Here is a 23,116-nt window from a genome sequence, read left to right as displayed (position 1 = left end):
TTCGGGTGAAGAGCGACGAGGGACAACTGCCCTTGAGGTACGTCCTGTTGGCGGTCGGTGGAGGCTGGTCAGTCGAGGGCGCTGTCGTTCTCCAACGCGGGGGCGAGGAGATGGCAGAGGGAGTCGGCCAGCAGGTGCAGGGGGTCGGCGGTCGCCAAGGGCCACTCGACGGCGATCCAGGCGGAGAAGAACGACTCGGTCTGCAGTACGGCCATCAACGCCCGTTGGCGAGCCTCCGCGGGATCGACACCCCGCCAACGCTCCGGGGGAGCGACCAGCATCGCGACATACCGCTCGTGCGCCTCGACGTACTGCACCCGGCCCTCGCCGAGGCTGCGGAGCGCCGCCGGGGCCGCCGCGTTGGCGACGCGGCGGATCGGTGCCATCTCGCGCCAGCGGGCCGCGGCCTCGTCCAGCCAGGTGCGGATGTCGGCCCGGGTCCAGGACGGAAGCGCGGCCAGATCGGCGTACGCCTCGCCCATCAGGCCGTACACACGCTCCACCAGCGCGTCGACGATCTCGGCCTTGCCGGGGAAGTGGGCGTAGACCGTGGCCCGTGTCACCCCGGCGGCCTGGGCGATGTCCTCCATCCGCGCATCGAGGAACGGCATCTCGGTGAACACCGTGACGGCCGCGTCGAGCAGTCGGCGATGCGTGAGGATCTTCTGTTCCTCGCGCAGGTTCTTGCGGGGCGTCGGCTCCATCCGCCCAGTGTCTTGCATGGGTCGAGTCCAGGAGCGCCCTCTCAACTCGACGGCGGCCAGTCGGCGTATCGGATGCGGCGCAGGTCGACGACGTCGCCGAGGGTGCCCCACTCGTCCTTGCCCAGGCGGGCCAGGGGACGCAGGCGGGTGACTTCCGGATGGCCGTCCACCAGGACCGTTTCGTCGATCGCGAGATGGACCACCCGGCCGAAGACCACGGTGGAACCGCCCAGCCGTAGCGTGCTGTGCAGTTCGCACTCCAGCGCCACGGGGGAACGGGCCACGCGCGGTGCCTTCACCCGCGCGCTGGCCTCGCGCTCCACTCCCACGGCGTCGAACTCGCTCACACCCTCCGGGAAGTCCGTGGCGGTCTTGTTCACCTCGTCGATGAGCGACTCCGGGGCGAGATTGACCACGAACTGCCCGGTGGCCTCGACATTGCGCAGCGAGTCCTTACGGCCGACCGAGGTGAACTGGACGACGGGCGGCGCGACCGAGGAGACGGTGAAGAAGGAGTGGGGAGCGAGATTGTCCACGCCGTCGGCGGAGACGGTCGAGACCCAGGCGATGGGGCGCGGAACGACGGTCGAGGTGAGCAGACGGTAGACCTCGATCGGTTCGAGCCGCTCCGGGCTGAATTCAGTGCGCATACCAGCGATATATCAGACGTGCGCCGCCGCCAGGGCCGCGACCGCCGGCCCGCCCCACCCGCCTTGGTGACGTCAGCCGTCGTAAGTGCCGTGCGCCGCGCGGAGGTTGCGGGTGAGCAGCTCGACGGACTGCGGCACGCCGATCCGGTCGTCCCCACCGGCCGGGAGCCGTCCGTCCGTCGCCTTGAGATCGGTCAGGGCCCTGTCCATCGCCTCGTGCGCGGCGAAGAGACAGGGGGTGCTGTAGATCGCCACGTCCACTCCGAGTTCCGCCAACTCGCCCAGTGACAACCGGGGGGAGCGGCCGCCGGCGATCTGGTTGAACAGCAGGGGCTTGTCACCGATGCTGTCGCGGATCCGGCGGATCGCCTCGACGTCGCGCACACCGTCCACCAGCACCACATCGGCGTCGGTGGCGGCGAGTGCCTTGGCGCGCGTGAGGATCTCGGCGTCGTCGGTGGCGTCGGTCCGCGCGACCACGGTCAGCCCGGTCCGGCAGTCCAGCACCCGTTCGAGCTTGTCGAGATACTCGTCGAGCGGCAGGAGCTGCTTTCCCGCCACATGACCGCATCGGCGCGGCCGCTTCTGGTCCTCCAGGATCACCCCCGAGGCACCGGCCTGCTCCAGACGTCGTACGACATGACAGGCCACCTCCGGGTCGCCGTAGCCGTCGTCGATGTCCACCAGCAGGTGGTGGTCGGGGAAGGCCCAGCGGAGCCGTTCCGTGAAGGCCACGATGTCCGGCCAGGCGATGAAACCGATGTCGGGCAGACCGTAGTAGGACGCCGCGAATCCGAAACCCGAGACGAAGAAGCCGTCGTAGTGCTGGGCCGCGATCGAAGCCGAGTACATGTCGTACACGCCGATCAGAGGCGTGGTGCGGGGCGTGGCGATCGCGCTGCGCAGTGCGCTGCCGTGAGGCATGGAGCAAGTCCTCTTGATTCTGGGCGGGTTGGCGATGTGCGCACGCATAACGATCGATATGTTTAGGGAGTTACGCAGGTGCCTCTTCGGGTTTTGTGGCTGCGAACTGTGCCTGAGCGGTTCAGTCGGCGAGCTTCGTCGACTGAACCGCTCATGGGTGTGTCAGTGGTCCCGCGTAGCGTGCAGACGGATTGCGCGGGGTGTGACCTGTGCGCATGGGGGGACAGCGGCATGAACGACCGTATGGAGTGGCCGGCGGAACGCGATCGGGACGCGGCGCTGATCATCAGGACCGATTACCGCGACGAACAGGCATGGGCTGCGGTGAAAGCGGAGCTGATGAGGTCCTGGGGTGATGGAGACTTCGAACCGTACGTCCACATCGCCGATGATCCGAAGTGGGCGGGATGCACCTCCGCCCAGATCCTCTCCGCGGCGCTTACCGATGACCAACTGAGCGTGGTCTTCCTCGCCGACCGCGACTCCATGCGTGACGGTCCCGTCACGTTGCTGGCGGTGGCCGTGCTGGCCAGGGAGGAGTGCGACAGCGACGAGGAATTCGAGGCGGACGGCGGCGAGTTCCGCACCGTCCCCGCAGGCGTCCACGAGATACACGCGAACCTGATGATCGCCAACCTGTCTTTCGGCGATTTCAAGGAAGCCGCCGAGCAGGACCCGCAGGACACCTTCCAAGGGTTCGCCATCTGAAGGACTCGGCCCGCCAACGGGAGCGCTCAGTCACACGAACCTCGCGAAACGCCGCCCGCAGGTCGACCAGCCGTCGGTCCGTTCCTCGAACTCGCCGACGGCAGGCGGCAGTTGACCTCTACGACCGGCGGGGCCGGGCGGTCAGGAGGGCAGGGAGTCGGGGAGTCAGATGATGAAAGTGGGCTGTTCGGCGATGCCGAGCAGGCTGCGTCCGTAGATCTCCCGGCCGAGATCGGGGTTGACGACGCCATGGCGTGAGGCGGTGCCCAGGTCGCGCCAGATCCGCTGGAGCGGGTTGGACAGGGCGAAGGCGCTCGCGCCGGACACGGAGACCAGGCGGTCCACCGCCTCGCGGCTGCGGGTCGCGGCGACCGCGGTGTCCATGCGGATCCGGGCGCGCTCGGCGACCGTGAGCTGGCGGGCCTCGGCGGCGGCGTGGTCGATGTCGTCGGCGGCCCGGTAGGCGTGCAACTGGACGGTGTCGACGAGGGCAGCGGCGTCGGCGACGGCGAGTTGGACGCTCGGCGAGTCGGCGAGGCGCTCGTAGACCGTCATGGCCCATGTGCGCCGCCGCCGGCTAGAAGGCGCCCGCCGCGAACTCGGCCTTCCAGGCAGCCCGTTCACGGTCGCCGACGTCGCGGCACGCTGGCAGTTCGCCGACCCCAGCCACTTCCGCCGCGCCCACCGCGGCACGTACGGGCAGCCGCCCGGGGGACAGGGCGACCGAAGCACCTGACCCGCCCGCCGACTCCTGCGCGAATTCGGCGAGATGCCCACCACCCGCACCGGCGCACTCCTGGTCTCCCGCCGCTATACGCCATGTATGGTGAGCCGAAGTCGCTATACGCGGTGTATAGCGAACCAGTGGCTTGGAGTGCCTCTGATGAGCACGGCAGTGAATGAGTCGGGTCCGTCGGACATATCTCCCGCGGCCCGCCGGAAGGTGCTGAAGGCGCTCAGCGGGCTGCTGCTCGCGCTGTTCGTGTCGACGCTCAGCAGTACGGTCGTCTCCAGCGCGCTGCCGAAGATCATCGGGGCGGTGCACGGATCGCAGACGCAGTACACCTGGGTGGTCACCGCGACCCTGCTCACCACCACGGCGACCACGCCGATCTGGGGCAAGCTCGCCGACCTGTTCAGCAAGAAGACCCTCGTGCAGGTGTCCATCGCCGTCTTCGTGCTGGGTGCCGTCGCGTCCGGGGTGAGTCAGACCGCCGGGCAGCTCATCGCCTCGCGAGCTCTCCAGGGTGTCGGCGTGGGAGGCGTGCAGGCCCTCGTCCAGATCACCCTCGCGGCGATGATCCCGCCACGCGAACGCGGCCGCTACAGCGGCTACTTGAGTAGTGTCACGGCCACCTCGACCATCGGCGGGCCACTGCTCGGCGGGGTCATCGTCGACACCTCGTGGCTCGGCTGGCGCTGGTGCTTCTTCGTCGGCGTGCCGATCGCGGCCGTGGCCCTGTTCCTGCTTCAGCGGACGCTGAACCTTCCCGTCCTCCGGCGCGAGAACGTCAGGATCGACTACCTGGGGGCGACCCTCATCGCCTCGGGGGTCAGCGTGCTGCTGGTGTGGGTGTCGTTCGTCGACAACTCCTTCGGCTGGGCCTCGTGGCAGACCGCGGCCATGGTGGGCGGCGGGCTGGTGCTGATCGGCGCGGCCGTGCGGGTGGAGTCGCGGGCCGCCGAACCCGTCGTACCGCTGGGCATCGTGAAGCAGCGCACGACCGCCCTCGCGATCGTCGGCAGCCTCTCCGTCGGTACGGCCATGTTCGGTGCCGCGGTGTTCCTCAGCCAGTACTTCCAGCTCGGCCGAGGGCACAGTCCGACCGAGGCGGGTCTGCTGACGATCCCGATGATGGCCGGCATCCTCATCGCCTCCACGGTCGCGGGGCGGATGATCAGCCGGTCCGGGAAGATCAAGCCGTTCATCATCACCGGCGCTGTCCTCCTCACCGTCGGGTTCGCCGTGCTCGGCACCATCGACTCCCGGACGCCCATGCTGCTGCTGGGCGTGGCGATGCTGTGTGTCGGGATGGGCGTGGGCATGACGCTGCAGAATTTGGTGCTCGTCGTGCAGAACACCGTGCCGCTGAAGGACATCGGCGCGGCCAGCTCCACGGTGTCGTTCTTCCGCTCGCTCGGCGGCACGATCGGTGTCTCCGTCCTCGGCGCCGTGCTGGCCCGGCACGTCCAGGACCAGATCGGGCACGGTCTCGCCTCGGCGGGACTCCGGAGCACGGGCGCGGTCACGGACGTCGGCGCGCAGCCCGCCGCCGTACAGGAGATCATCCGTGTCGCCTACGGAGACGCCACCGCGCAGATCTTCCTCCTCTCGGCCGGGGCGGCCGTCCTCGCGGTGATCGCCGCGATCCTGCTGAAGCCGGTCAGCCTGCGCAGCAGCCTCGACCTGACCGAGAAGAGCGAGGCAACGGCGACGGTCGCCGCAGAGGCGGGCTGACCGGCCGAACGGGCCGGCGAAGTTCCGCGGACGGGCCTCTCGACCTGTCTACCTGGGTAAACTGTGGAGAACGCCAAGTGCCTTGAGGAGGAGCCGGGATGCCGCCGCACAGTCCTTCCGCGGCCGGGGTCCCGGACGAGGGCGACGAGCGGAGCGGGCCGCCCGTCCGGCAGGCGCTGTCGGACAGCGTGTACGAGCGCATCAAGGCGATGGTCATGGACCACGAGATCGCCCCCGGCGCCCGCGTCGGCATCGAAGCGCTCGCCCGCGGCCTCAAGGTCTCGCCGACCCCTGTCCGGGAGGCGCTGGCCCGGCTGGAGTCCGACGGTCTGGTGGTCAAGCGGGCGCTCTCCGGATACCGGGCCACACAGTTGCTGACCCGCCAGGGTCTCGACGAACTCTTCGAAATGCGCCTGCTGTTGGAGCCCAGGGCAGCCGCGCTGGCCGCGGTGAACGCCACCGAGACACAACTCGACGGCATCGAGCGGATCGTCGAGGAGATGCAGGCCCACCCGAGCCCGAACGAACGGTACGCGTCGTACCGCGACTTCGCCGCCCTCGACCAGCGCTTCCACGAGGCGGTCGGACAGGCCGCACACCGGCCGCTGTTGGCGGACGCGGTGGAACGGCTCCACGCGCATCTGCACATCTTCCGGCTCAGCAAGGTGGTCGGCGCCTGGGGCCCGACCGTCGCCGAGCACGAGCGGATCGTCCGCGCGGTGCTGCGCCGCAACCCCGAGCGGGCGGCCGAGGCGATGACGGAGCATCTGACGCGCAGCCTGGAGCGGCAGATCGAGGACGGCGAGACCTCCGGCTCTTGAACGGCCGCCGCAGAAGCCGGAGTTGGGGGCCTGCCCCCGCTCACTCCATGAGGAACACCTGTTCCGCCGTGGCCCACCAGTCGTCGGGCGCCGCCTCCGGCACGGGTACCTGACAGGGGGCGGTGAGTTCCCACCACCGCTGGGTGGCCTCGTCCTCGGACATCAGGGCCAGGTCCGCCGCGAGATCGTCGCCGTGGTACTCGAAATAGCTGAACAGGCGGTCGCCCAGCAGATGGATCGAGTAGTTGGAGATGTGGCTGCGCCGGATCCGGTCGAGCACCGGCCGGGGCACGTGGCGGTGCAACTCCCGGTATTCGTCCAGCTTTTCCGGGTGCACGGCGATGACCTGGGCCACGCGCTTCATGGGCGCACCACGTCGCGGTCGTGGATCAGGCGGATGACCCGGCCGCTCATGCGGTCGTAGTCGCGGTCGTTGTCGAGCTCGCCGCGGATGCGGTGGTCCGTCATGACGACGACGCGGTCCGCGAGGGTGACCATCTCCGCGAGGTCGCTGGTGATGAGGAGGATGGGCAGGCCGTCGCGGGCCAGGTCCCAGATCAGTTCGTGGAAGGCGCGCTTGGTGCGGACGTCGACCCCCACCGTCGGTTCGTCGATGACGAGCAACCGGGTGTCCGCGGCAAGCCACTTGGCGAGGCTCACCTTCTGCTGGTTCCCGCCCGAGAGTTCACCGGCGTTCTGCCCGAGCCCCGAGACGCGGATGCCGAGCCGGTCGACGAGATCCTGCGCGACGTCCCGCTCCTCGCGTGCCGAGACGAACCCGAGTGCCTTGGCGAGTCTCTTCCACACCGTCACCGTGATGTTGCGGACGATGGGCTGCTCCAGGAAGACGCCCTCCTCCTTGCGGTTCTCGGTGACGTACCCGATGCCGAACTCGTGCAGGGCCTGGCGGGGTGACGTGATGCGGACCGGACTGCCGTGCACCCGGATCTCACCGCCGGTGACGCGGTCCAGGCCGAGCACGGCTTTCACCAGCTCGCTGCGCCCGGCGCCGACCAGCCCGTATAGGCCGACGATCTCCCCGGGCCGTACCTCCAGGCTGATGTCACGGTGGCCGCCGGCCGTGGAGACCTTGTCCAGTACGAGAGTTGGCGTGGCGGAGCGGTCGACCGTGCGGGGGCGCATCTCCGTCGCCGCGTGGGCGCGGCCCACCATGAGACCGACGATGTCGTCGTGGGTGTGCTCGGAGAGAGGGGAGGACTCCAGGACCGACTTGCCGTCACGCAGTACCGTCACCGTGTCGCAGACCGCGAAGACCTCCTCCAGCTTGTGGCTGACGAAGACGACACAGGCGCCGCGGGCGGCCAGCCGACGGATCACCTCGAAGAGGCGTTCCGTCTCCTGGGGGGAGAGGGAGGCGGTGGGCTCGTCCAGCAGCAGGACTCGGCTCTCGGTGTAGAGGGCCTTGGCGATCTCCACCAACTGCTGCTGGGCGACGGACAGTTCACGCACCGGCCGCTGTGGATCGAGGTCGACGCCGAGTTCCGCGAGGCAGGCCAGGGCCGGTGCGGTCATCGCCTCGCGGTCGACCAGGCCACGGTGCGAAGGAGGGTTCTGCAGGGTGATGTTTTCCGCCACCGAGAAGCCCGGGATCAGGTTGCGTTCCTGGTGGACGACACCGATGCCGGTGCGGGTCGCCTCCAACGGCGAGCGCAGATGGACCTGTTGGCCGTTCCAGGTGAGGCTGCCGCCGTCGGGGGAGTGGACGCCGGTGAGCACCTTGATGAGGGTCGACTTGCCGGCGCCGTTCTCACCGAGGAGCGCGTGCACGCTGCCGGCGGTCAGCCGCAGCCCTACGCCGTCCAGCGCGCGGACACCGGAGAAGACCTTGACCAGGTCCTCGCATGCGAGAAGAACCGTGCCGCTCACTGGGCACCTCCGGTCTGGGGCAGGACGGCGCCGTCGGGGGTCCCGGACTTCTCCAGGCGGGTCTGGTGCAGCCGGCCACCGGCGACCGTACCCAGCACGACCAGGCCGATGAGGAGGTTCACCCAGCTCGGGTCCAGCGAGAACTGTGCCCGCGCGGCGTCGATCAGCCGCGTCACGAAGGCCGCAAGTACCGTTCCGAACACGGCGATTGAGCCGCCGGTGAGTGCCGCGCCCCCGATGATCGGCGCGGCGAAGCTCGGCAGCAGCCAGTCGCCGCCGACACTGCGGTTGACGCCGGGCAGCGAGGCCGTGGCGGTCACCGCGGCCACCCCGATCAGGAGCCCGGACAGCGTGTGCGCGGCCACGATCTGCCGGTCGGTGGAGATACCGGACAGCCGGGCGGCGAGCGGGTTGCCGCCCGCCGCGAGGAGCCGCCGGCCCGCGACCGTGCGGTACATGAAGGCGGCCAGCAGCGCCGCCGCGACGAGCGCGGTGACGAAGACCAGCGGGATGTTCAGCGGCGCCGCCGAGCCGAAGTCGCGCAGGGTGCGCGAGTAGCCGTCGACGGTACGGGTGCCGGTGAGCCGGTACTGCGCGCCCAGCAGGATCGTCATCGTGGCGAGGGTGACGATGAACCCGTTGATCTGCGTGGCGACGATGGCGACACCGGTCGCCAGGCCGATGGCCGTCGCCGTCAACAGGCCCACGATCACGGCCAGTCCGGCGGGCATGCCGTGATCGGCCATGAGAACGCCCATGAGGCAGGCGGTGAAGCCGCCCAACGCGCCGACGGCGAGGTTGAGTTGACCCACGCACAGCGCCACCATCTGGGCCAGCCCGATGAGAATGGGAGTGGCCAGATACTGGAGGAAGACCCGCACCGAGGGACCCTCGAAGAACGAGCCCGACGAGGCCACACCCAGCGCCAGGTATCCCGCCACGACCACGCACAGGAGCATCGCCGCCGTGGAACGGGAGAAGCGGCGCAGCGTCGCGGTGGCCCAACTCCCCTGGCCGAGAGCCGTGTTCAAGCGGTTCATGTCGAGCGCACCACCTTGCGATAGGACACCACCGTGCGGATCCGGTCGGCCGACAGGGCCAGCAGGAGGACACACCCGAGATAGATGTTCAGGCTCTCCAGACCGACGCCGAGCAGGTCGAGGCCCTTGCGGATCACACCGACCAGGGCGGTGCCGAGCAGCGTGCCCAGGACGGACACCACCCCGCCGGTCAGGAGGGTGCCGCCGAGCACCGCGCCGAGGAAGGACGGCAGCATGAAGTCGTCGCCGATGGAGGCGCGGAACGTACCGGTGCCGGCCGCCGCCATGAACCCGGCGAGCGCTGCGAGAAGCCCCGAGAGCGTGTGCGCGAGCAGGACCCGGCGCCCGGTGGGAATGCCGGACAGCTCCGCGGCGGCCGGATTGGCGCCGGTGAGCAGCAGCTCGCGGCCGATGCGCGTACAGCCGTAGAGGAAACCGAGGGCCAGCATCGCGAGGACGGTGAACTGGGCTATCTGCGGTACGGCGGGGGAGCCGCAGATCGGGCCCGCGCAGATGTCGGCGAGGGAGTAGGAGCGCAGTTGGTCGATTCCGGACGGGTGGGTGGTGAAGGCGGCGTCGTCGGTGAGGGCCGAGTAGAGGAGGGAGACGAGGCCGAGGAGGGCGAAGTCCATCGCGAGGGTGACGACGAAGGAACTCACTCCGGTACGGGCGATCAGCCAGCCGGTGACCGCGCCGATCGCCGCGCCGGCGGCCAGGCACATGAGCAGCCCGACCTGCATCGGGACGCCGAGGCGGTCGTAGCCGAGACCCGCGAACAGGGCGCCGAAGGCGGCCATCCGGCCGACCGCGAGGTTCATGTGGCCGACGGACAGGGCGACCATCTGCGCGAGCGCGACGACGGTCAGGGTGGCGACGTCCCGCAGGAGCGGGAAGAGCACCAACTGCTGGTCCAGGAACGCCGGTCGGAGCACGCCGAACAGGACGCTGAGCGCGATGACGAGGACCAGCAGGCCGAGCCGCTGGTTGACCCAGAACGGCATGCGGTGAGCGGCCGTCTTCTCCTCCGGGACAGTGTCCGGTGGGCTGATCGAGGTCGTCATGCCACCCTCCGGTCGTCCAGCGCGTCAGGGTCCCAGTCGATGCCGATGCCCGGTGTGTCGGGGGCCACCGCCAGGCCGTCGCGGATGGTCAGTTCGGTGCGGGTCACCGCCCTCAACTGCGGTATGTACTCGACGTATTGGCCGTTGGGCACGGCCGCGGCGAGGCTGACGTGCAGTTCCATCAGGAAGTGCGGGCACACCATCACGTTGTGGCTCTCCGCGAGGTGCGCGACCTTCAACCAGGGGGTGATGCCACCGATCCGGGCCGCGTCGACCTGGACGACGGAGGCGGCGCCGGCCTCCAGATAGGAGCGGAACTGCATGAGCGAGTACATGGACTCCCCTACGGCGACGGGGATGTGGGTCGCCGCCGCGAGCCGGGCGTGCCCGCTGATGTCGTCCGCGGGCAGCGGCTCCTCCAGCCAGTACGGGTCGTAGGGCTCCAGCGCCGCGGCGAGCCGCAGGACGGAGGACGCCGTCTGGGACTGGTTGGCGTCGGTCATGATGTGGAGGGAAGGGCCGACTGCCTCGCGGACCGCGCGCAGCCGCTCCGCGTCCTCGGACGGGTGTGGCCGGCCCACCTTGATCTTGACGCCCGCCCAGCCCAACTCCTGTGCGCGCAGGGCGCCTTTGACCAGTTCCTCGGTGTCGAGATGGAGCCAGCCGCCCTCGGTGTCGTAGACCGGCACCTCCTGGCGGTGTCCGCCGGCCAGCCGCCACAGCGGTTCGCCCGCGCGCTTGCATCGCACGTCCCACAGGGCGGTGTCGACGGCGGCGAGGGCGAGCGAGGTGATGGCGCCGGTGGTGGTCGCCCGGGTCAGTGCGAACAGCCGCTGCCACAGCGCCTCGACGTTGCGGGCGTCCTGGCCGACGAGCGCGGGCAGCAAGTGGTCGCGCAGCAGGGCGAGTACGGAGCTGCCGCCGGTGCCGATCGTGTAGGAGTAGCCGGTGCCCGCGAGGCCGTCGGCCGTCTCCAGGCCGACCAGGACCGTCTCCTGTTTCACGAAGGACTGCACCGCGTCGGTACGGTCCTGCTCCACGGCTATGTCGACCAGCCGGGCGGTCGCGGTCGTGATGATGCTGCTCATCCAGCGATTCCGTTTTCTGTCGTGTGTGTCGGGGCGCGGCGATCAGCCGCAGGAGAGGACCTTGTCGGCGAACTCCTGCTTCAACTGCGCGGTCTTCGCCTGCCGCGCCTTGTCGTAGCCGGCGACGTTCGCCTTGGTGACGACGAACGAACCGGAGTCCACCTCGACCCCGGGCGAGCGCACCGTGCACTGCTTCGTCTGGAGCAGCGCCAGCGCCCACGTCCCGATCTCGGCCTGGCCGACCGGGTTCTGCACGACGGTGGCCGTGACCGTGCCCTGCTTGATGCCGCTCAGGATCTTGGCGTCGTCGTCGATGGCGATGACCTTCGCCTTCGACCCGGACGACTTGACGACGTCGGCCGCGGCGACGGCCGGGTTGTAGGCGGTGGCGACAATGCCCGCGATCTGACTGCCCTTTGCCGCCATCAGGTCGGAGACCGCCTTCTGCGCGGTCTGCAGATCCGTGTCGATGTCGGTGATGGTCTGGAGGAGCTTGACCTTGCCGCCCGACTCCTTCACGGCCTGGGCGACGCCCTTGATCCTCAACTGGGTATTGGCGTCGACGTTGTTGCCGGTGAGGTGGACCAGGGTGCCCTTGCCGCCCATGGCCGCGATCGCCGCCTTCGCGGCTTTGTAGGCGGCGAGTTGGACGTCGGTGGAGAGACAGAAGTCGGCCTCGTCCTTGTCGCCCGCGGGGCACGAACCCAGGGACGCCACCGGGAAGCCCTGCGAACGCAGGTCCGCGAAGGTCGAGTTGATGTCGGTGGGGGAGACGCCGAACACCCCGAACGCGTTGTAGCCGCGTGCCGCGAGCGTGGACAGCAGGTTGTTCTGCTTCTGCTGGTCCCACTCCGCCGTCTCGTCGAAGGCCACGGCGCCGAGACCGTACGTCTTCTTCGCGGCGGCACCCGCGGTCTTCCAGGGCTGGAAGTACGGGTGGGCGCCGCCCGGTACGAGGGCGACCTTGGTCCCGGAGGCGTCCACCAGCTCGGCGCCGCCGCCGGTGCGAGCGGCCGGCGCGGCCTGACCGCCGGACTCGGCACCGGAGTTCTTGTAGGTGCAGGCCGCTGTTCCCGAGGCCAGCAACACGGCCGCGACAACTCCGGGCAGGACAGATCTGGTTGGGAAGCGCATGACCCACCCCTGCGGATTCACTAAGGAATCAGATAGGAAATCGACGTGGCGATCGTGGGGGAGGAACCTGCGCCCGTCAAGACTTTCGGCGCGAACAGGCGGGTTGGGAAGGGAGTTTGTGACTGTGGAGGTCGGCGCTCCCGTGTCTCACCTGGCCCGGCGATGCGCTAAATCGTATAGGAAATACCTCCGTGTCGGCCTGGCCGTAAAGGTGCAGATCATTCCCGCCAATCGAAGATCGCGCGCCCGGCGGCCCTCTAGGATGACTGGCTTCGGCGTTCGCGGGCGGGCAGGTCGTAGGGGGGCAACTCGCGGGCGTGCAAGAGAAGTTCACCGCAGGGAGATCGCGCATGGGTTCGGATGAGGTCTTAACCACGCCGCTGGACGGGCTGTCGGCCGGCCCCGTGGTGCCACGGCTGGTGCTGGGCGCGCGGCTGCGCGAACTGCGGGAGGAGCGGAACATCGCCCGGCAGTCCGCCGGCGAGGCCATCCGCTCCTCCCGGTCCAAGATCAGCCGACTGGAGGCCGGCCGCCACCGCTTCAAACCGCGTGACGTGGCGGACCTGCTCACTCTCTACGGCATCACGGAGGAGGCCGAGCGCGCCACCCTGCTGGCCCTGGCCGAGGAGGCCAACTCCCCTGCCTGGTGGCAGCACTTCAACGACGTCGTGCCCACCTGGGCGCGGGCCTACCTCGGGGCCGAACAGGCGGCGAGTCTCGTCCGCTGCTTCGAGGTCCAACGCGTTCCCCACCTGTTGCAGACCCCCGACTACGCGCGCGCCTCCCTCAGGCTCGCCCACTCGGGTGCCGGCGGGGCGGAACTCGACCGGCGGGTCACGCTACGGATGACACGGCAGCGGATTCTGCGCCGGCGGCCGGCCGCACAGCTCTGGGCCGTGATCGACGAGGCGGCCCTGCGGCGCCCGGTGGGCGGCACCGGCACGATGCGCGCCCAGCTCAGGCATCTCATCGAGATCTGCCGGCACCCGCAGGTCACCGTCCAGATCATGCCGTTCCTCGCCGGCGGCCACGCCGCGGAGGCCGGTCCGGTCACCATCCTGCGGCTGCCCGGCGGCCGGCTGCCCGACATGGTCTACCTCGAACAGCGCGTCACCGCGCTCTATCCCGACCGGCCGACCGAGATCGAGTGCTACTGGGACGTCATGAACCGCCTGGTGGTGGAGGCGGAATCGCCGGAGGAGACTCCGACGATCCTGCACCGCATCCTTCAGGAGACCTGAGACACCGGTCGGGGTCTAGCGCTTGAGGGCGACACCGCCGTACTGGTGCACCTCCGCGGGCAGGCCCCAGGCGCTTTCGTCGGGACGCCAGCGCGAGCACGACGCCACGCCCGGTTCGAGCAGCTCAAGCCCCTCGAAGAAGCCCGCGATCTGCTCGGGGCTGCGCAGGATGTACGGGATCGAACCGCCCTCGTTGTACTGGCGGATGGCGTCGACGTAGGCCTCGCTGGTGTCGGTGCTGTCGTACTGCACCAGGTAGCTGCCGGCGGGCAGGGCGTCCACCAGCCGGCGCACGATCGCGCGGGCCTCGTCGTAGTCCTCGATGTGGCCCAGGATGCCCATCAGCATGAGGGCGACGGGCTTGTCGAAGTCCAGCGTCTTGCCGGCCTCCCGCACGATGGTGTCCGGGTCGCGCAGGTCGGCGTCGACGTAGTTGGTGACGCCCTCCGGGGAACTGGTGAGCAGCGCGCGGGCGTGTGCCAGCACCAGCGGGTCGTTGTCGACGTAGACGATGCGGCACTCGGGGACCACCCGCTGGGCTATCTCGTGGGTGTTGTCCACGCTGGGCAGCCCGGTGCCGATGTCCAGGAACTGCCGGATGCCCTCCTCGGCGGCCAGATGACGGACGGCGCGGGCGAGGAAGTACCGGGCGGCACGGGCTCCGGTCTCGATGCCGGGGAAGATCTCGCGGAACGCGTCACCGGCGACCCGGTCCACTTCGTAGTTGTCCTTCCCTCCCAGCCAGTAGTTCCAGATCCGGGCCGACTGCGGCACGGTGGTGTCGAACCTGGCCAGCGCATCCTGCTCGGAGTTGTCTGCCGCTTCGTTGTCTGCCGCTTCGGTCATGGACGCTCCTGTGCGTACGCGGTGAGAACCACGGAACCGACGAAGATCGGCCGTGGACACCCACGTTATTCCTCCGTCGCTCGGCTCGTGCGACCCCTTGGCCCCAACTGCGCCCGTCCGGCTGCTCGTTGGCTTGTTCGCTGCGCATCGTGACGCGGAATCAGCCCTCTGCCGTGTGTCAGTTCTCTGCCGTGTGTCAGTTCTCCGCCGCGTGCCGGGTGAGGAATCCGATGCCGGCCGCTACGGCGGCCAGCACGGCCACGCTGGTGAGCGCGGCGGGGAGGGAGTACCAGTCCGCCATGAAGCCGATGGCGGGCGGTCCCAGGAGCATGCCGCCGTAGCCGAGGGTGGAGGCGATCGCGACTCCGTCGGGGCCGGCGAGGGTACCGGCTCGTTCTACGGCGACGGGGAAGAGGTTGGCGAGGCCGAGCCCGGTGATCACGAAGCCGAGGACCGCTGCCCACAGGGTGGGTGCGAGGGCGCCGAGCAGCATGCCGAGGGCGGCGGTCGTGCCGCCGGAGACGAGGGTGCGGGTCCGGCCGAGGCGTTCGAGGAGCCGGGTGCCGGTGAGCCGGCCGGCGGTCATGGCGAGCGCGAAGCAGGCGTAGCCGATGGCGGCCGCGCCGGCGGTGGCGTCGAGGTCCTGCTCCAGGTGCAGGGCGCTCCAGTCGGCGAGGGCGCCTTCGCCGAAGGCCGTGCAGAGGGCGATCAGGCCGAAGGTGAAGACGAGGCCGCGGGTGCGGGGGGTCAGGCGATGGGGTGGGGTGTCCTGCTTCGGCGGGTTCTGCGGTGAGGTCTTCGGTGAGTTCTTCGGTGGGGCATGTGGTGGTGCCGGGGGCCGGAGACGCAGCAAGGCGGGGCCGATCAGCGCGGTGACGAGCAGACCGATCACGGTGAGGCCGAACAGGTGCTGTGTGGGGGTGAGTGCTCCGGCGACCAGTCCGCCGAGCCCGGCGCCGACCATGCCGCCGAGGCTGAACGCGGCGTGGAAACTGGGCATGATGGGCCGCCGCATGGCCCTGACCAGGTCGACCGCCGCGCTGTTGAACGCGACGTTGATCCCGCCGTAGGCGGCGCCGAAGACCAGCAGGACTAGGCCGAGGGTGAGCGGCGAGTGGGTGAGCGGGGGGAGGGACACGCTCAGGGACAGCAACACGGCGCAGACGACGGTGACTTGGTGGTTGCCGTAGCGGTGGCAGAGGCGGCCGGTGAGCATCATGGTGATGACGGCACCCGCGGAGACGCCGAGGAGGGCGAGGCCGAGGGTGCCGGCGGAGGCGCCGGTCTGCTCCTTGATGGCGGGGATGCGGACGACCCAGCCGGCGAAGATGAAGCCGTCGAGGGCGAAGAACGCGGTGAGGGTGATCCGGAGGCGCGTGAGGTCGGTGGGGGTGCCTGGCACGGCGTTGTGCGTTCGGGGTTTGTTTATTTGCGGCACAAAATCAGGTTAGGTGTGATGGGGATGCTGGGGCAAGGGAATCGCCAGGTGCAGGTCGCTTGCCGGCGGGGCCTGGGACGTGGGCCTGGCCGGGTGCCGCGAAGGCGGACAGCCGAAGATTTCCAGGCTGTAGCGGCCCGGCGTCCAGATGGGCCGGCCCTGGCCGCGCAGGTCGACGGCGTGCACCTGGTAGCGGTCGGCCAGTAGCGCATGGCGGCCTCGTAGCCCCACCAGGGCCTTCGCTGCGGCGATACGTGACGCTCCAGGACCCCAAGCCGACGGCAGCTCAGGGTCTCGGTGGTTCGAGTCGAGGCCCTTCCGGGCTCCCCGTCTCGGCGGGGCCCTCGCGTGTGCGGGCCGATGCAGGGCTGGCCCCGACCGCTTCGGCGTCGCATTCGCCCCGTCACGTCGTATCAGGGGGAGAGGGGGCGGCCGGTCAGGTGCCGCGGCAGGAACCTGGGCGCCGACCGCCGACCGCCGACCGCCGACCGCCGACCGCCGACCGCCGACCGCCGACAGGACGGCAGCCGGCGGCAGCGCGGGCGGCCGTCAGAGCGTGGTCGGAAGAAGTGGCCTCACGCTCCGTTCGGCGTGTTGCACGCCGCGGTGGTCGGGGGTGAGGCAGGTACATCACTCGGTGCTGCGCAGGGCGATCCAGGTCTCGTGGTCCACGATGCCGTCGGCGTCCAGCAGCTTGTCGCTCTGGAAGCTCTCCACCGCAGACTCGGTTCCGGCACCGAAGTCGCCGTCCACGCCTGTGCTCCCGACGTCGTATCCGCGCTTCGTCAGCATGCACTGCACCTGCAGCACACGCTTGCCGCTGTCTCCGAGGCGCGTGCGTCCGTTGCCGGGGTAGTACGTGCAGTCCGAGATCCAGGCCGGGGTCGCGGGCTCGGCGGTGGGCGGACTGCTCGGGGACGAGGAGGGAGTCGCGTCGGCCGGGGCGCTGGGATCGGCATCGGGAGCGGAGGGAGTGCCGTGCACCGCCGGTGCGGCGGAGCCGGAGTCCTCGGGGCTCGTGGCCGCGCCGTCGGGGTTCGCGGCGCCGTCGGCGTTCTTGCCGGAGGCAGCCCTCGCGTCCGAGGCCCCGGGTGCCGGTGAGAAGGCGGTGCCGCCGGGCACGGTGTGGCCGGTCGTCGTAGCGGACCCCGGGCCGGAAGCGGCGGGCGGGGCGTCGTGGTGACTGAACACGAAGACCCCCGCGGCCACCGCACAGACGGCGATGCCCGCGGCGACTGCCCGTACCGACTTCTTCCGTGCCCAGGTGCGGGCCCTGCTCTCCTGAGGGCGTGCCGACGGTGTGCCGGAGGCGGCGTCGGCGACCACCACCGGTGGTTCGGGAACGGGCGGACCGGACCGGCCGCCCTGCCCGGCCGGTGCCGACGGCATCGCCATCGGCCGTTCGTCCGGAGGCCGTAATCGGGCTTGCGCTGCGACGGGGAGGCGGTACAGCACCTCGTACGCCCGCTGCCGGGCCAGCAGTTGGCCGGCCAGCGGCTCGGGCCACACGGTCGTCTCGGTGCGTGCCCCGGCCGCATTGATCAAGTCCTGCCCGGTGGGCCGCCGTTCGGGCTCCTTGGCCAGGCAGGCGGTCAGCAGCGAGCCGAGCGCCGCGTCCGCCGCCGAGATCTCGGCGATCAGTTCGGGGTCCGGCTCCTCGAACGCCACCCGGTGCATCACGTCGATCCCCGTACCGTCGCCGAACGGGGCACGCCCCATCGCCGCGTACACCAGCGTCCCGGCGAGTGAGAACACGTCCGACGCCGGGTCGGATCTGCCGGTCCTCAGGTGTTCCGGCGACATGTAGGCGGGAGTTCCCACCCGGACGCCCGTGCCGGTGATCGTGCTGGCGTCCATGGCCTTCGAGATGCCGAAGTCGATCACATGCGCGCCTCCGACGGACAGCAGCACGTTGGACGGCTTCAGATCCCGGTGCACGATCCCCGCGGCCGCGAGGTCGGCCAGCGCCTGCCCGAGCTCCGCCACCAGACGCCAGACCGCGGCCGTCTCCAGGGCGCCGTGCTCACGTACGGCATGCGCCAGATCGAGCCCCGGGAGATACTCGGTGGCCATCCACAGCAATTCGTCCTCGAAGCCCGTGCCGCACAGTCGCGGTGTGTGCGACGTGCTGACCCGTTCGTGCACCGACGCTTCGCGCTCGAACCGGCGCCGGAAGCCGGGATCGTCCGCGTACTCCGGCCTGATCACCTTCACTGCGGCCAGCCCGGGGCTGCCGTCCGCGGAACGGGCGAGGTAGACCCGCCCCATACCGCCGCTGCCGAGCAGGGCCAACGGCACATAGGAGCCGATACGGTCCGGATCGCCGAGGCGCAGGGGTGAGGCACCGGTCTGGCGCAGCGCGGCGGCCTCGTTCGTCGCCGGGTCCGGTGGCAGCGGCCGCTGTTCTGACACGGATCTCCCGAAGTGATGTGCGCCGTACGTCAGTTCGGCCCCACGCTTTGACGAGGTTATCCGAGCCGTGACGTCCGTTCAGGGTTTCCCTCACTTCCGTTCCACCGGGGGCTGCTCGGTATGGGTGGGGGGGTGGCTTGAGGCGGTCGTTCGCGGCTGGTGCGTCGGCGCGTGTTGCGTTGCCCTGGGCTGGGCTGGGCCTGTCCGGCGGATCAGGCGTAGGAAGTTGGCGGTGCCCGATCGGCGTCGGCGAGAGGGGGAGCCGGCGATCGACGGCCATTCCGCAGGTGGGCGTGCCGGACCGCGCGTCTGCGGCATGATTCGCCGGACAGCGATGGCTTACAGCGGTGGCTTATCGCCGCAGGGGGCGGTGAGGGTCGTACCGCCCGGAGAAGGTCCTCGGCAGGGCTGAGGTCAGCGGAAGACCGGTTGTTCGGCGACGAGGCGTGCGCGGAGTCTGTCACTCAGGATCAGTGCCGGGCTTTCGTCGGGGTCGGGGCCGTCGAACAACTCGGGTGCCAGTTGCCCGGTCTCGCGCGGTTCGCCGTGTTCGCGCAGCACGAATTCACGTCGGTCGCGGTCGAACAGGGCGATCACGGGTGCTCGGACGTTCGCGAGCATGGCGTCCTCTTTCTGTTCCTTCTGTTGGGGAAGATCGGTCGATGCGGGGAGAGTCGCCGGGCGATCAGATGGGGCAGGCCGCGTCCTGGTGGCCGCCGAGGTAGGTGGTCCGCTCCAGGCGCGTGAAGTCGCGGTGCACGGCGGTGCAGATCTTGTCGACGGCCTGGCGCGGGTCGAGGAGCGTCAGGCTCCAGAGACGGGCGGTTCCGTCGTCGCTGCCGGTGGCGAGAGTGCGGTCATCGGGGCTGAAGGCCACCGACCGTACGGGCCCGGCGTGGCCGGTCAACGTGGCTCGCAGCGTTCCCGTGGCGACGTCCCACAGGCGCACCGTGTCGTCGGCGCTGCCGCTGGCCACGGTGCGGCCGTCGGCGCTGAAGGCCACCGCCAGTACGTCGTCGCCGTGGCCGCTCAGAACGGCCCGCTGCTTCCCGGTGGCGGTGTCCCACAGCCGTACGGTGCGGTCCTCGCTGCCGCTGGCGAGGGTCCGCCCGTCGGGGCTGAAGGCGAGCGCTTTGACGCCGCTGGTGTGGCCGGTGAGGGTGGCCAGGAGGGTGCCGGTGGCGAGATCCTGGAGCAGGATCGGCGTGTCGTAGCCGCCGGTCGCGAGGGTGCGTCCGTCGGGGCTGACGGCGTTGGACCACACAGTCGCGGTGTGCCGGGTGGTGAGGGTGCGCGCCTTGCCGGTGGTCGTGTTCCACTGCCGCAGTCGGCCGTCGACGTAACGGCTGATCAGACTGCGGCCGTCCGGGGTGAAGGAAACCGAATCGACGCTGGCCCTGTTGTAGGGCAGATCCAGGCGGGATGTCCCCGTGCGTACGTCCCACAGTCGTACGTTTCCGCCGATGTCGCCGGTGGCCAGGGTGCGGCCGTCCGGACTGAACGTCACCTCATTCGCCGGAGAGGTGTCCGCGTGGGTGACCCGGAGGGTGGCTCGGAGGGTTCCGGTGGACGTGTTCCACAGGGGGACTCTCCCGATGCCGCTGCCCGTCGCGAGGGTGTGGCCGTCAGGGCTGAACGCCACTGAATCGAGGGGTCCCGTACGGTCGCTGAGGGTGGTACGGGACTGGCCGGTGTCCGCCTGCCACAGTCGTGCCGTGCCGTCGTTGCTGCCCGTGGCCAGGGTGTGGCCGTCCGGACCGAACGCCACGCTGCCCACCACGTCCGTGTGCCCGGTGGTGATGCTCTGGGTCTCGTCGGTGGCCAGGTCCGTCAGCCGCAGCGTCTTGTCGTTTCCGGTGGTGGCGAGGGTGCGGCCGTCCGGACTGAACGCCACCGACCACTCCGGGCCGGGGCGGTTGGAGAGCAGTACGCGTCCGGCACCGCTCCCGCTGTGGGGAAGCAGGGCGGACCGTACCGGCCAGGTCCGGACGGTGTAGCCGACGACGCCGGCCAGGGTCTGCCCGTCCGGGCTGAAGGCCAAGGAGTACACCTGGCCGCCGTTGCCGGTCAGGACGGCCCGCTGCTTCCCGGTCTCCGCGTTCCACAGCCGGGTCGTGCCGTCGTCGCTGCCGGTGGCCACGAGGCGGCCGTCGGGGCTGAACGCCACCGACCGGACGGTGCTGATGTGACCCTTGAGCGTGGCACGGGTCTTCCGCGAAGCCACGTCCCACAGGCTCACCGTCGTGCCTGAGGCGGCCGCGATCGTGCGGCCGTCCGGGCTGAACGCCACCGCGGCCGTCTGGCCGCGACCGGTGAGCCTGACGCGGACCGTGCCCGTGGCCACGTCCCAGAGCTCAAGGCCGTGCATCCCTCCGTCGGCCAGGGTGCGGCCGTCCGGGCTGAACGCCACCGCCCGGACACCCCCGGCCCGGTCGGAGAGCGTGGCTCGCAGCGTGCCGGTGGCGGTGTCCCACAACCGCATGGCCTCGTCGGTGCTGCCGGTGGCGAGGGTGCGGCCGTCCGGGCTGAACGCCACCGACAACACTTTGCCGCCGACGGTGAGACGGTGGCGCAGCGGCAGCGCGGCAGCCGTGTACAGGCTCGTGACGGCCTCGCCGGTGGGGCTCGTGCGGTACGCCTGGATCGCGAGCAGCGCCGCCAGGTCGGGGTTGCTGTCCAGCAACGCCGCGGACTGGGCGGCCAGTTGCCGGGACAGTGCCGTGTGCTGCGCGGTGACCGCGCTCTGTCGTTGGGTGAAGGTCAGCCCGGCGGCGATGACGGCCAGCACGAGCAGGGCGGCCAACGCGGCGACCAGGGAGCGCAGTCGGCGGGTCGCACGAGCTGCCACGCGGTGTTCCGCGTCCCGCATCCGCAGGCTCGCTGCTAGGAACTCCCGTTCGGGTGGGGCGAGTTGGTTGGTGTTGTCGGGGGTGGTGAAGGTTTCCTCGGCGGCGGTCAGCCGCGCTCCGCGGTACAGGGCTCCGGTGTCGTGGTCCAACTGCTGCCAGGCGAGGGCGGCTTGGGTGAGTGATCGGTGGCGGCGCAGGGCTTCGCGGTCGCGGTCGATCCAGTCGCGCAGGCGGGGCCAGGCGGTGATGAGTGCTTCGTGGGCGAGGTCGACGGTGTCGTCGTCGAGGGTGATCAGGCGGGCGCGGGCCAGCCGGTCCAGGACGACGGCCGTGTCGGTGCCGGTGGTGTCGCCGGTGCCGGCGGTGTCGAGTTCGGTGCGGTGGGCGGGGCGGCTGGTGTCGTCGCTGCCGTCGCCGGGGGCGATGAGGCGCAGCATCACCTGGCGGGCGAGTGCGGCTTCCTGTGGGGTGAGGCTGGCGTAGAGGTCTTCGGCGGTCTGGGCGATCGCGCCCTGGACGCCGCCGGCGGCCTCGTAGCCCTTGAGTGTCAGGGTGCGGCCGCGGCGTCGGCGCCAGGTTTCGAGGAGGGCGTGGGACATGAGGGGGAGGCCGCCGGGGCGGTCGGACACGTCGGTGATGATGCGGTCGGTCAGGGCGCGTTCCACGGTCAGGCCGTGGGCGGTGGCGGGTTTGACGACGGCCTCGCGCAGTTCGTCGGTGCTCATCGGGGCGACGAGCAGGCTCGCCCCGCGCAGCGCGTCCGCCAGCGCGCGGTGCTCGCCGAGCCGGCCGTAGAGGTCGGCACGGACCGCGATCACCACCCGCAGCCCGCCGCCGGGCCGGGACGCGGTCAGCAGCCGGTCGAGGAAACGGGTCCGCTCGGCGGGGTCGGGGCAGAGGGTGAAGACCTCCTCGAACTGGTCCACGATCACCCACGTGTCCCCGCCCTCCCCGTCCTGCGCGTCCTCCCCGTTCTTCGCGTTCTGTGGGGTTTCGGCGGGGGTGAGGGCCCGGGTGTGGGTGCGGGCGGGGTGCTCGCCGGGGGTGAGGATACGTATGGCGGCCGGGCGGGGGCCGGGCCAGGCGGCACCGCGCAGCGCCGGGACCAGTCCGGCGCGCAGCAGGGACGACTTGCCGCTGCCCGACGTGCCCACCACCGCCACGAACCGGTGGTCGAGGGCCAACTCGGCGAGGTCGGCGACCAGTTGGTCCCGGCCGAAGAAACGGTCACGGTCCCCCGGCTCGAACCGCGCCAGCCCCCGGTACGGCGACGCGGCCTCCTCCTCGTCCTGGGCCGGCCGCCCCGCCTCCTCCGCGGACGCCTCCCGCCAACGCCGCTCCCATTCAGCGACGTTTCCGCCGCAGGCCTGGACGTAGGCGAGGGTGACGGGCAGGGAGGGGAGGCGTTCACCGGCCGCCGACTCCGACAGCGTGGCCGCGGAGAAACCGGCCTGCCCGGCCATCGCCCGATAGGTGATCCCCCCGGCCTCGCGCCGCAGTTGACGCAACGCGAACGCGAACCGCTGTACCGGCCCCGCCCCAGGATCCAGCGGCCGCTCCGGACGCCCCATGCCGCCCCCCCATCTACGACGTCACCCGTTCGCGGGAGGTCACCCGCGGAACCGTGGGCCGGCTGAACGTCCCGCGTTCCCTCCCCGCAGGGAACGCGGGACGGCCTCCCCCACAGCCCCGAGTTCACCAGGCCGGGAGTTGATTGGCAGCCTTTTCCGGTACGCCAATCAATGAGAAGTGACGGGCGGAGAAGGGGAGTTGGGCGGGGCACGGACCAAGCAGCCCGGATCGACGTGGGGCTCTCCGGCGACGGCACCCGGGTTTCGAGCGCTTCACCGCGACC

The 23,116-nt window shown here is 70.5% G+C and carries 20 protein-coding genes; 5 read left to right on the top strand and 15 right to left on the bottom strand.

Annotated features, from left to right (window positions below):
- Positions 1-68: 68 nt before the first annotated feature.
- The 3 genes from OG223_RS08060 to OG223_RS08050 form a co-directional block, all read right to left on the bottom strand.
- Positions 69-704 (bottom strand): TetR/AcrR family transcriptional regulator, encoded by a 636-nt coding sequence (locus OG223_RS08060; protein ID WP_329244437.1) that lies wholly within the window; start codon positions 702-704, stop codon positions 69-71.
- Between the two features lie 41 nt (positions 705-745).
- Positions 746-1,354 (bottom strand): flavin reductase family protein, encoded by a 609-nt coding sequence (locus OG223_RS08055; protein ID WP_329244435.1) that lies wholly within the window; start codon positions 1,352-1,354, stop codon positions 746-748.
- Between the two features lie 72 nt (positions 1,355-1,426).
- Positions 1,427-2,278, bottom strand: a complete 852-nt coding sequence (locus OG223_RS08050) for an isocitrate lyase/PEP mutase family protein (RefSeq protein WP_329244432.1) — start codon at positions 2,276-2,278, stop codon at positions 1,427-1,429.
- A 231-nt stretch (positions 2,279-2,509) separates the two neighbouring features.
- Between OG223_RS08050 and OG223_RS08045 the strand changes: the two genes are divergently transcribed.
- Positions 2,510-2,986, top strand: a complete 477-nt coding sequence (locus OG223_RS08045; protein WP_329244430.1) for a DUF6924 domain-containing protein — start codon at positions 2,510-2,512, stop codon at positions 2,984-2,986.
- A 165-nt stretch (positions 2,987-3,151) separates the two neighbouring features.
- Here OG223_RS08045 and OG223_RS08040 read toward each other — a convergent pair whose 3' ends face one another.
- Complete coding sequence (locus OG223_RS08040; RefSeq protein ID WP_329244428.1) at positions 3,152-3,541, bottom strand: acyl-CoA dehydrogenase family protein; 390 nt, start codon at positions 3,539-3,541, stop codon at positions 3,152-3,154.
- Between OG223_RS08040 and OG223_RS08035 the strand changes: the two genes are divergently transcribed.
- From OG223_RS08035 to OG223_RS08025, 3 genes are all read left to right on the top strand, one after another.
- Positions 3,540-3,722, top strand: coding sequence for a helix-turn-helix domain-containing protein (locus OG223_RS08035; RefSeq protein WP_329244425.1), 183 nt, complete (start codon positions 3,540-3,542; stop codon positions 3,720-3,722). The genes OG223_RS08040 and OG223_RS08035 overlap by 2 nt on opposite strands.
- A gap of 147 nt (positions 3,723-3,869) precedes the next feature.
- A complete protein-coding gene (locus tag OG223_RS08030) occupies positions 3,870-5,444 on the top strand; it encodes an MFS transporter (protein ID WP_329244421.1) in 1,575 nt (524 codons plus the stop codon).
- Between the two features lie 98 nt (positions 5,445-5,542).
- Complete coding sequence (locus OG223_RS08025; protein WP_329244418.1) at positions 5,543-6,265, top strand: GntR family transcriptional regulator; 723 nt, start codon at positions 5,543-5,545, stop codon at positions 6,263-6,265.
- A gap of 40 nt (positions 6,266-6,305) precedes the next feature.
- Here OG223_RS08025 and OG223_RS08020 read toward each other — a convergent pair whose 3' ends face one another.
- From OG223_RS08020 to OG223_RS07995, 6 genes are read right to left on the bottom strand one after another with little or no spacing between them, the layout of a single operon-like run.
- Complete coding sequence (locus OG223_RS08020; RefSeq protein WP_329244416.1) at positions 6,306-6,629, bottom strand: L-rhamnose mutarotase; 324 nt, start codon at positions 6,627-6,629, stop codon at positions 6,306-6,308.
- A complete protein-coding gene (locus OG223_RS08015) occupies positions 6,626-8,152 on the bottom strand; it encodes a sugar ABC transporter ATP-binding protein (protein WP_329244414.1) in 1,527 nt (508 codons plus the stop codon). The genes OG223_RS08020 and OG223_RS08015 overlap by 4 nt, the downstream gene beginning before the upstream one ends.
- A complete protein-coding gene (locus tag OG223_RS08010; RefSeq protein ID WP_329244411.1) occupies positions 8,149-9,192 on the bottom strand; it encodes an ABC transporter permease in 1,044 nt (347 codons plus the stop codon). The genes OG223_RS08015 and OG223_RS08010 overlap by 4 nt, the downstream gene beginning before the upstream one ends.
- On the bottom strand, positions 9,189-10,253 hold the full coding sequence (locus OG223_RS08005) for an ABC transporter permease (RefSeq protein ID WP_329244408.1): 1,065 nt from the start codon (positions 10,251-10,253) through the stop codon (positions 9,189-9,191). The genes OG223_RS08010 and OG223_RS08005 overlap by 4 nt, the downstream gene beginning before the upstream one ends.
- A complete protein-coding gene (locus OG223_RS08000) occupies positions 10,250-11,341 on the bottom strand; it encodes a mandelate racemase/muconate lactonizing enzyme family protein (protein ID WP_329244405.1) in 1,092 nt (363 codons plus the stop codon). Before OG223_RS08000 ends, OG223_RS08005 begins: the two co-directional genes overlap by 4 nt.
- Before the next feature lie 42 nt (positions 11,342-11,383).
- Complete coding sequence (locus OG223_RS07995) at positions 11,384-12,475, bottom strand: sugar ABC transporter substrate-binding protein (protein WP_329244402.1); 1,092 nt, start codon at positions 12,473-12,475, stop codon at positions 11,384-11,386.
- Between the two features lie 350 nt (positions 12,476-12,825).
- On the opposite strand from OG223_RS07995, the gene OG223_RS07990 reads away from it, so the two are divergent.
- Positions 12,826-13,716 carry a helix-turn-helix domain-containing protein gene (locus OG223_RS07990; protein ID WP_329244399.1) on the top strand — a complete coding sequence of 297 codons (891 nt, stop codon included), beginning with the start codon at positions 12,826-12,828 and terminating at the stop codon, positions 13,714-13,716.
- Between the two features lie 15 nt (positions 13,717-13,731).
- Here the strand turns inward: OG223_RS07990 and OG223_RS07985 are convergent, their stop codons facing one another.
- The 5 genes from OG223_RS07985 to OG223_RS07965 form a co-directional block, all read right to left on the bottom strand.
- Complete coding sequence (locus tag OG223_RS07985; RefSeq protein ID WP_329244396.1) at positions 13,732-14,562, bottom strand: SAM-dependent methyltransferase; 831 nt, start codon at positions 14,560-14,562, stop codon at positions 13,732-13,734.
- 196 nt (positions 14,563-14,758) lie between these two features.
- The gene (locus tag OG223_RS07980) at positions 14,759-15,964 is read right to left on the bottom strand and encodes an MFS transporter (RefSeq protein WP_329244393.1); all 1,206 of its coding nucleotides are present in this window, start codon (positions 15,962-15,964) and stop codon (positions 14,759-14,761) included.
- 666 nt (positions 15,965-16,630) lie between these two features.
- Positions 16,631-18,412, bottom strand: coding sequence for a protein kinase domain-containing protein (locus OG223_RS07975; RefSeq protein WP_329244390.1), 1,782 nt, complete (start codon positions 18,410-18,412; stop codon positions 16,631-16,633).
- 414 nt (positions 18,413-18,826) lie between these two features.
- On the bottom strand, positions 18,827-19,033 hold the full coding sequence (locus OG223_RS07970) for a hypothetical protein (protein ID WP_329244387.1): 207 nt from the start codon (positions 19,031-19,033) through the stop codon (positions 18,827-18,829).
- A 64-nt stretch (positions 19,034-19,097) separates the two neighbouring features.
- Positions 19,098-22,832: an nSTAND1 domain-containing NTPase gene (locus OG223_RS07965; protein WP_329244384.1), complete on the bottom strand. Its 3,735-nt coding sequence runs from the start codon at positions 22,830-22,832 to the stop codon at positions 19,098-19,100.
- Positions 22,833-23,116 lie beyond the last annotated feature (284 nt).

Source organism: Streptomyces sp. NBC_01478 (genome assembly GCF_036227225.1).
In the GTDB taxonomy this organism is placed as follows: Bacteria; Actinomycetota; Actinomycetes; order Streptomycetales; family Streptomycetaceae; genus Streptomyces.
The sequence above is the reverse complement of the archived record's forward strand: the minus strand, read 5'-3'. Positions and strand labels throughout refer to the sequence as shown.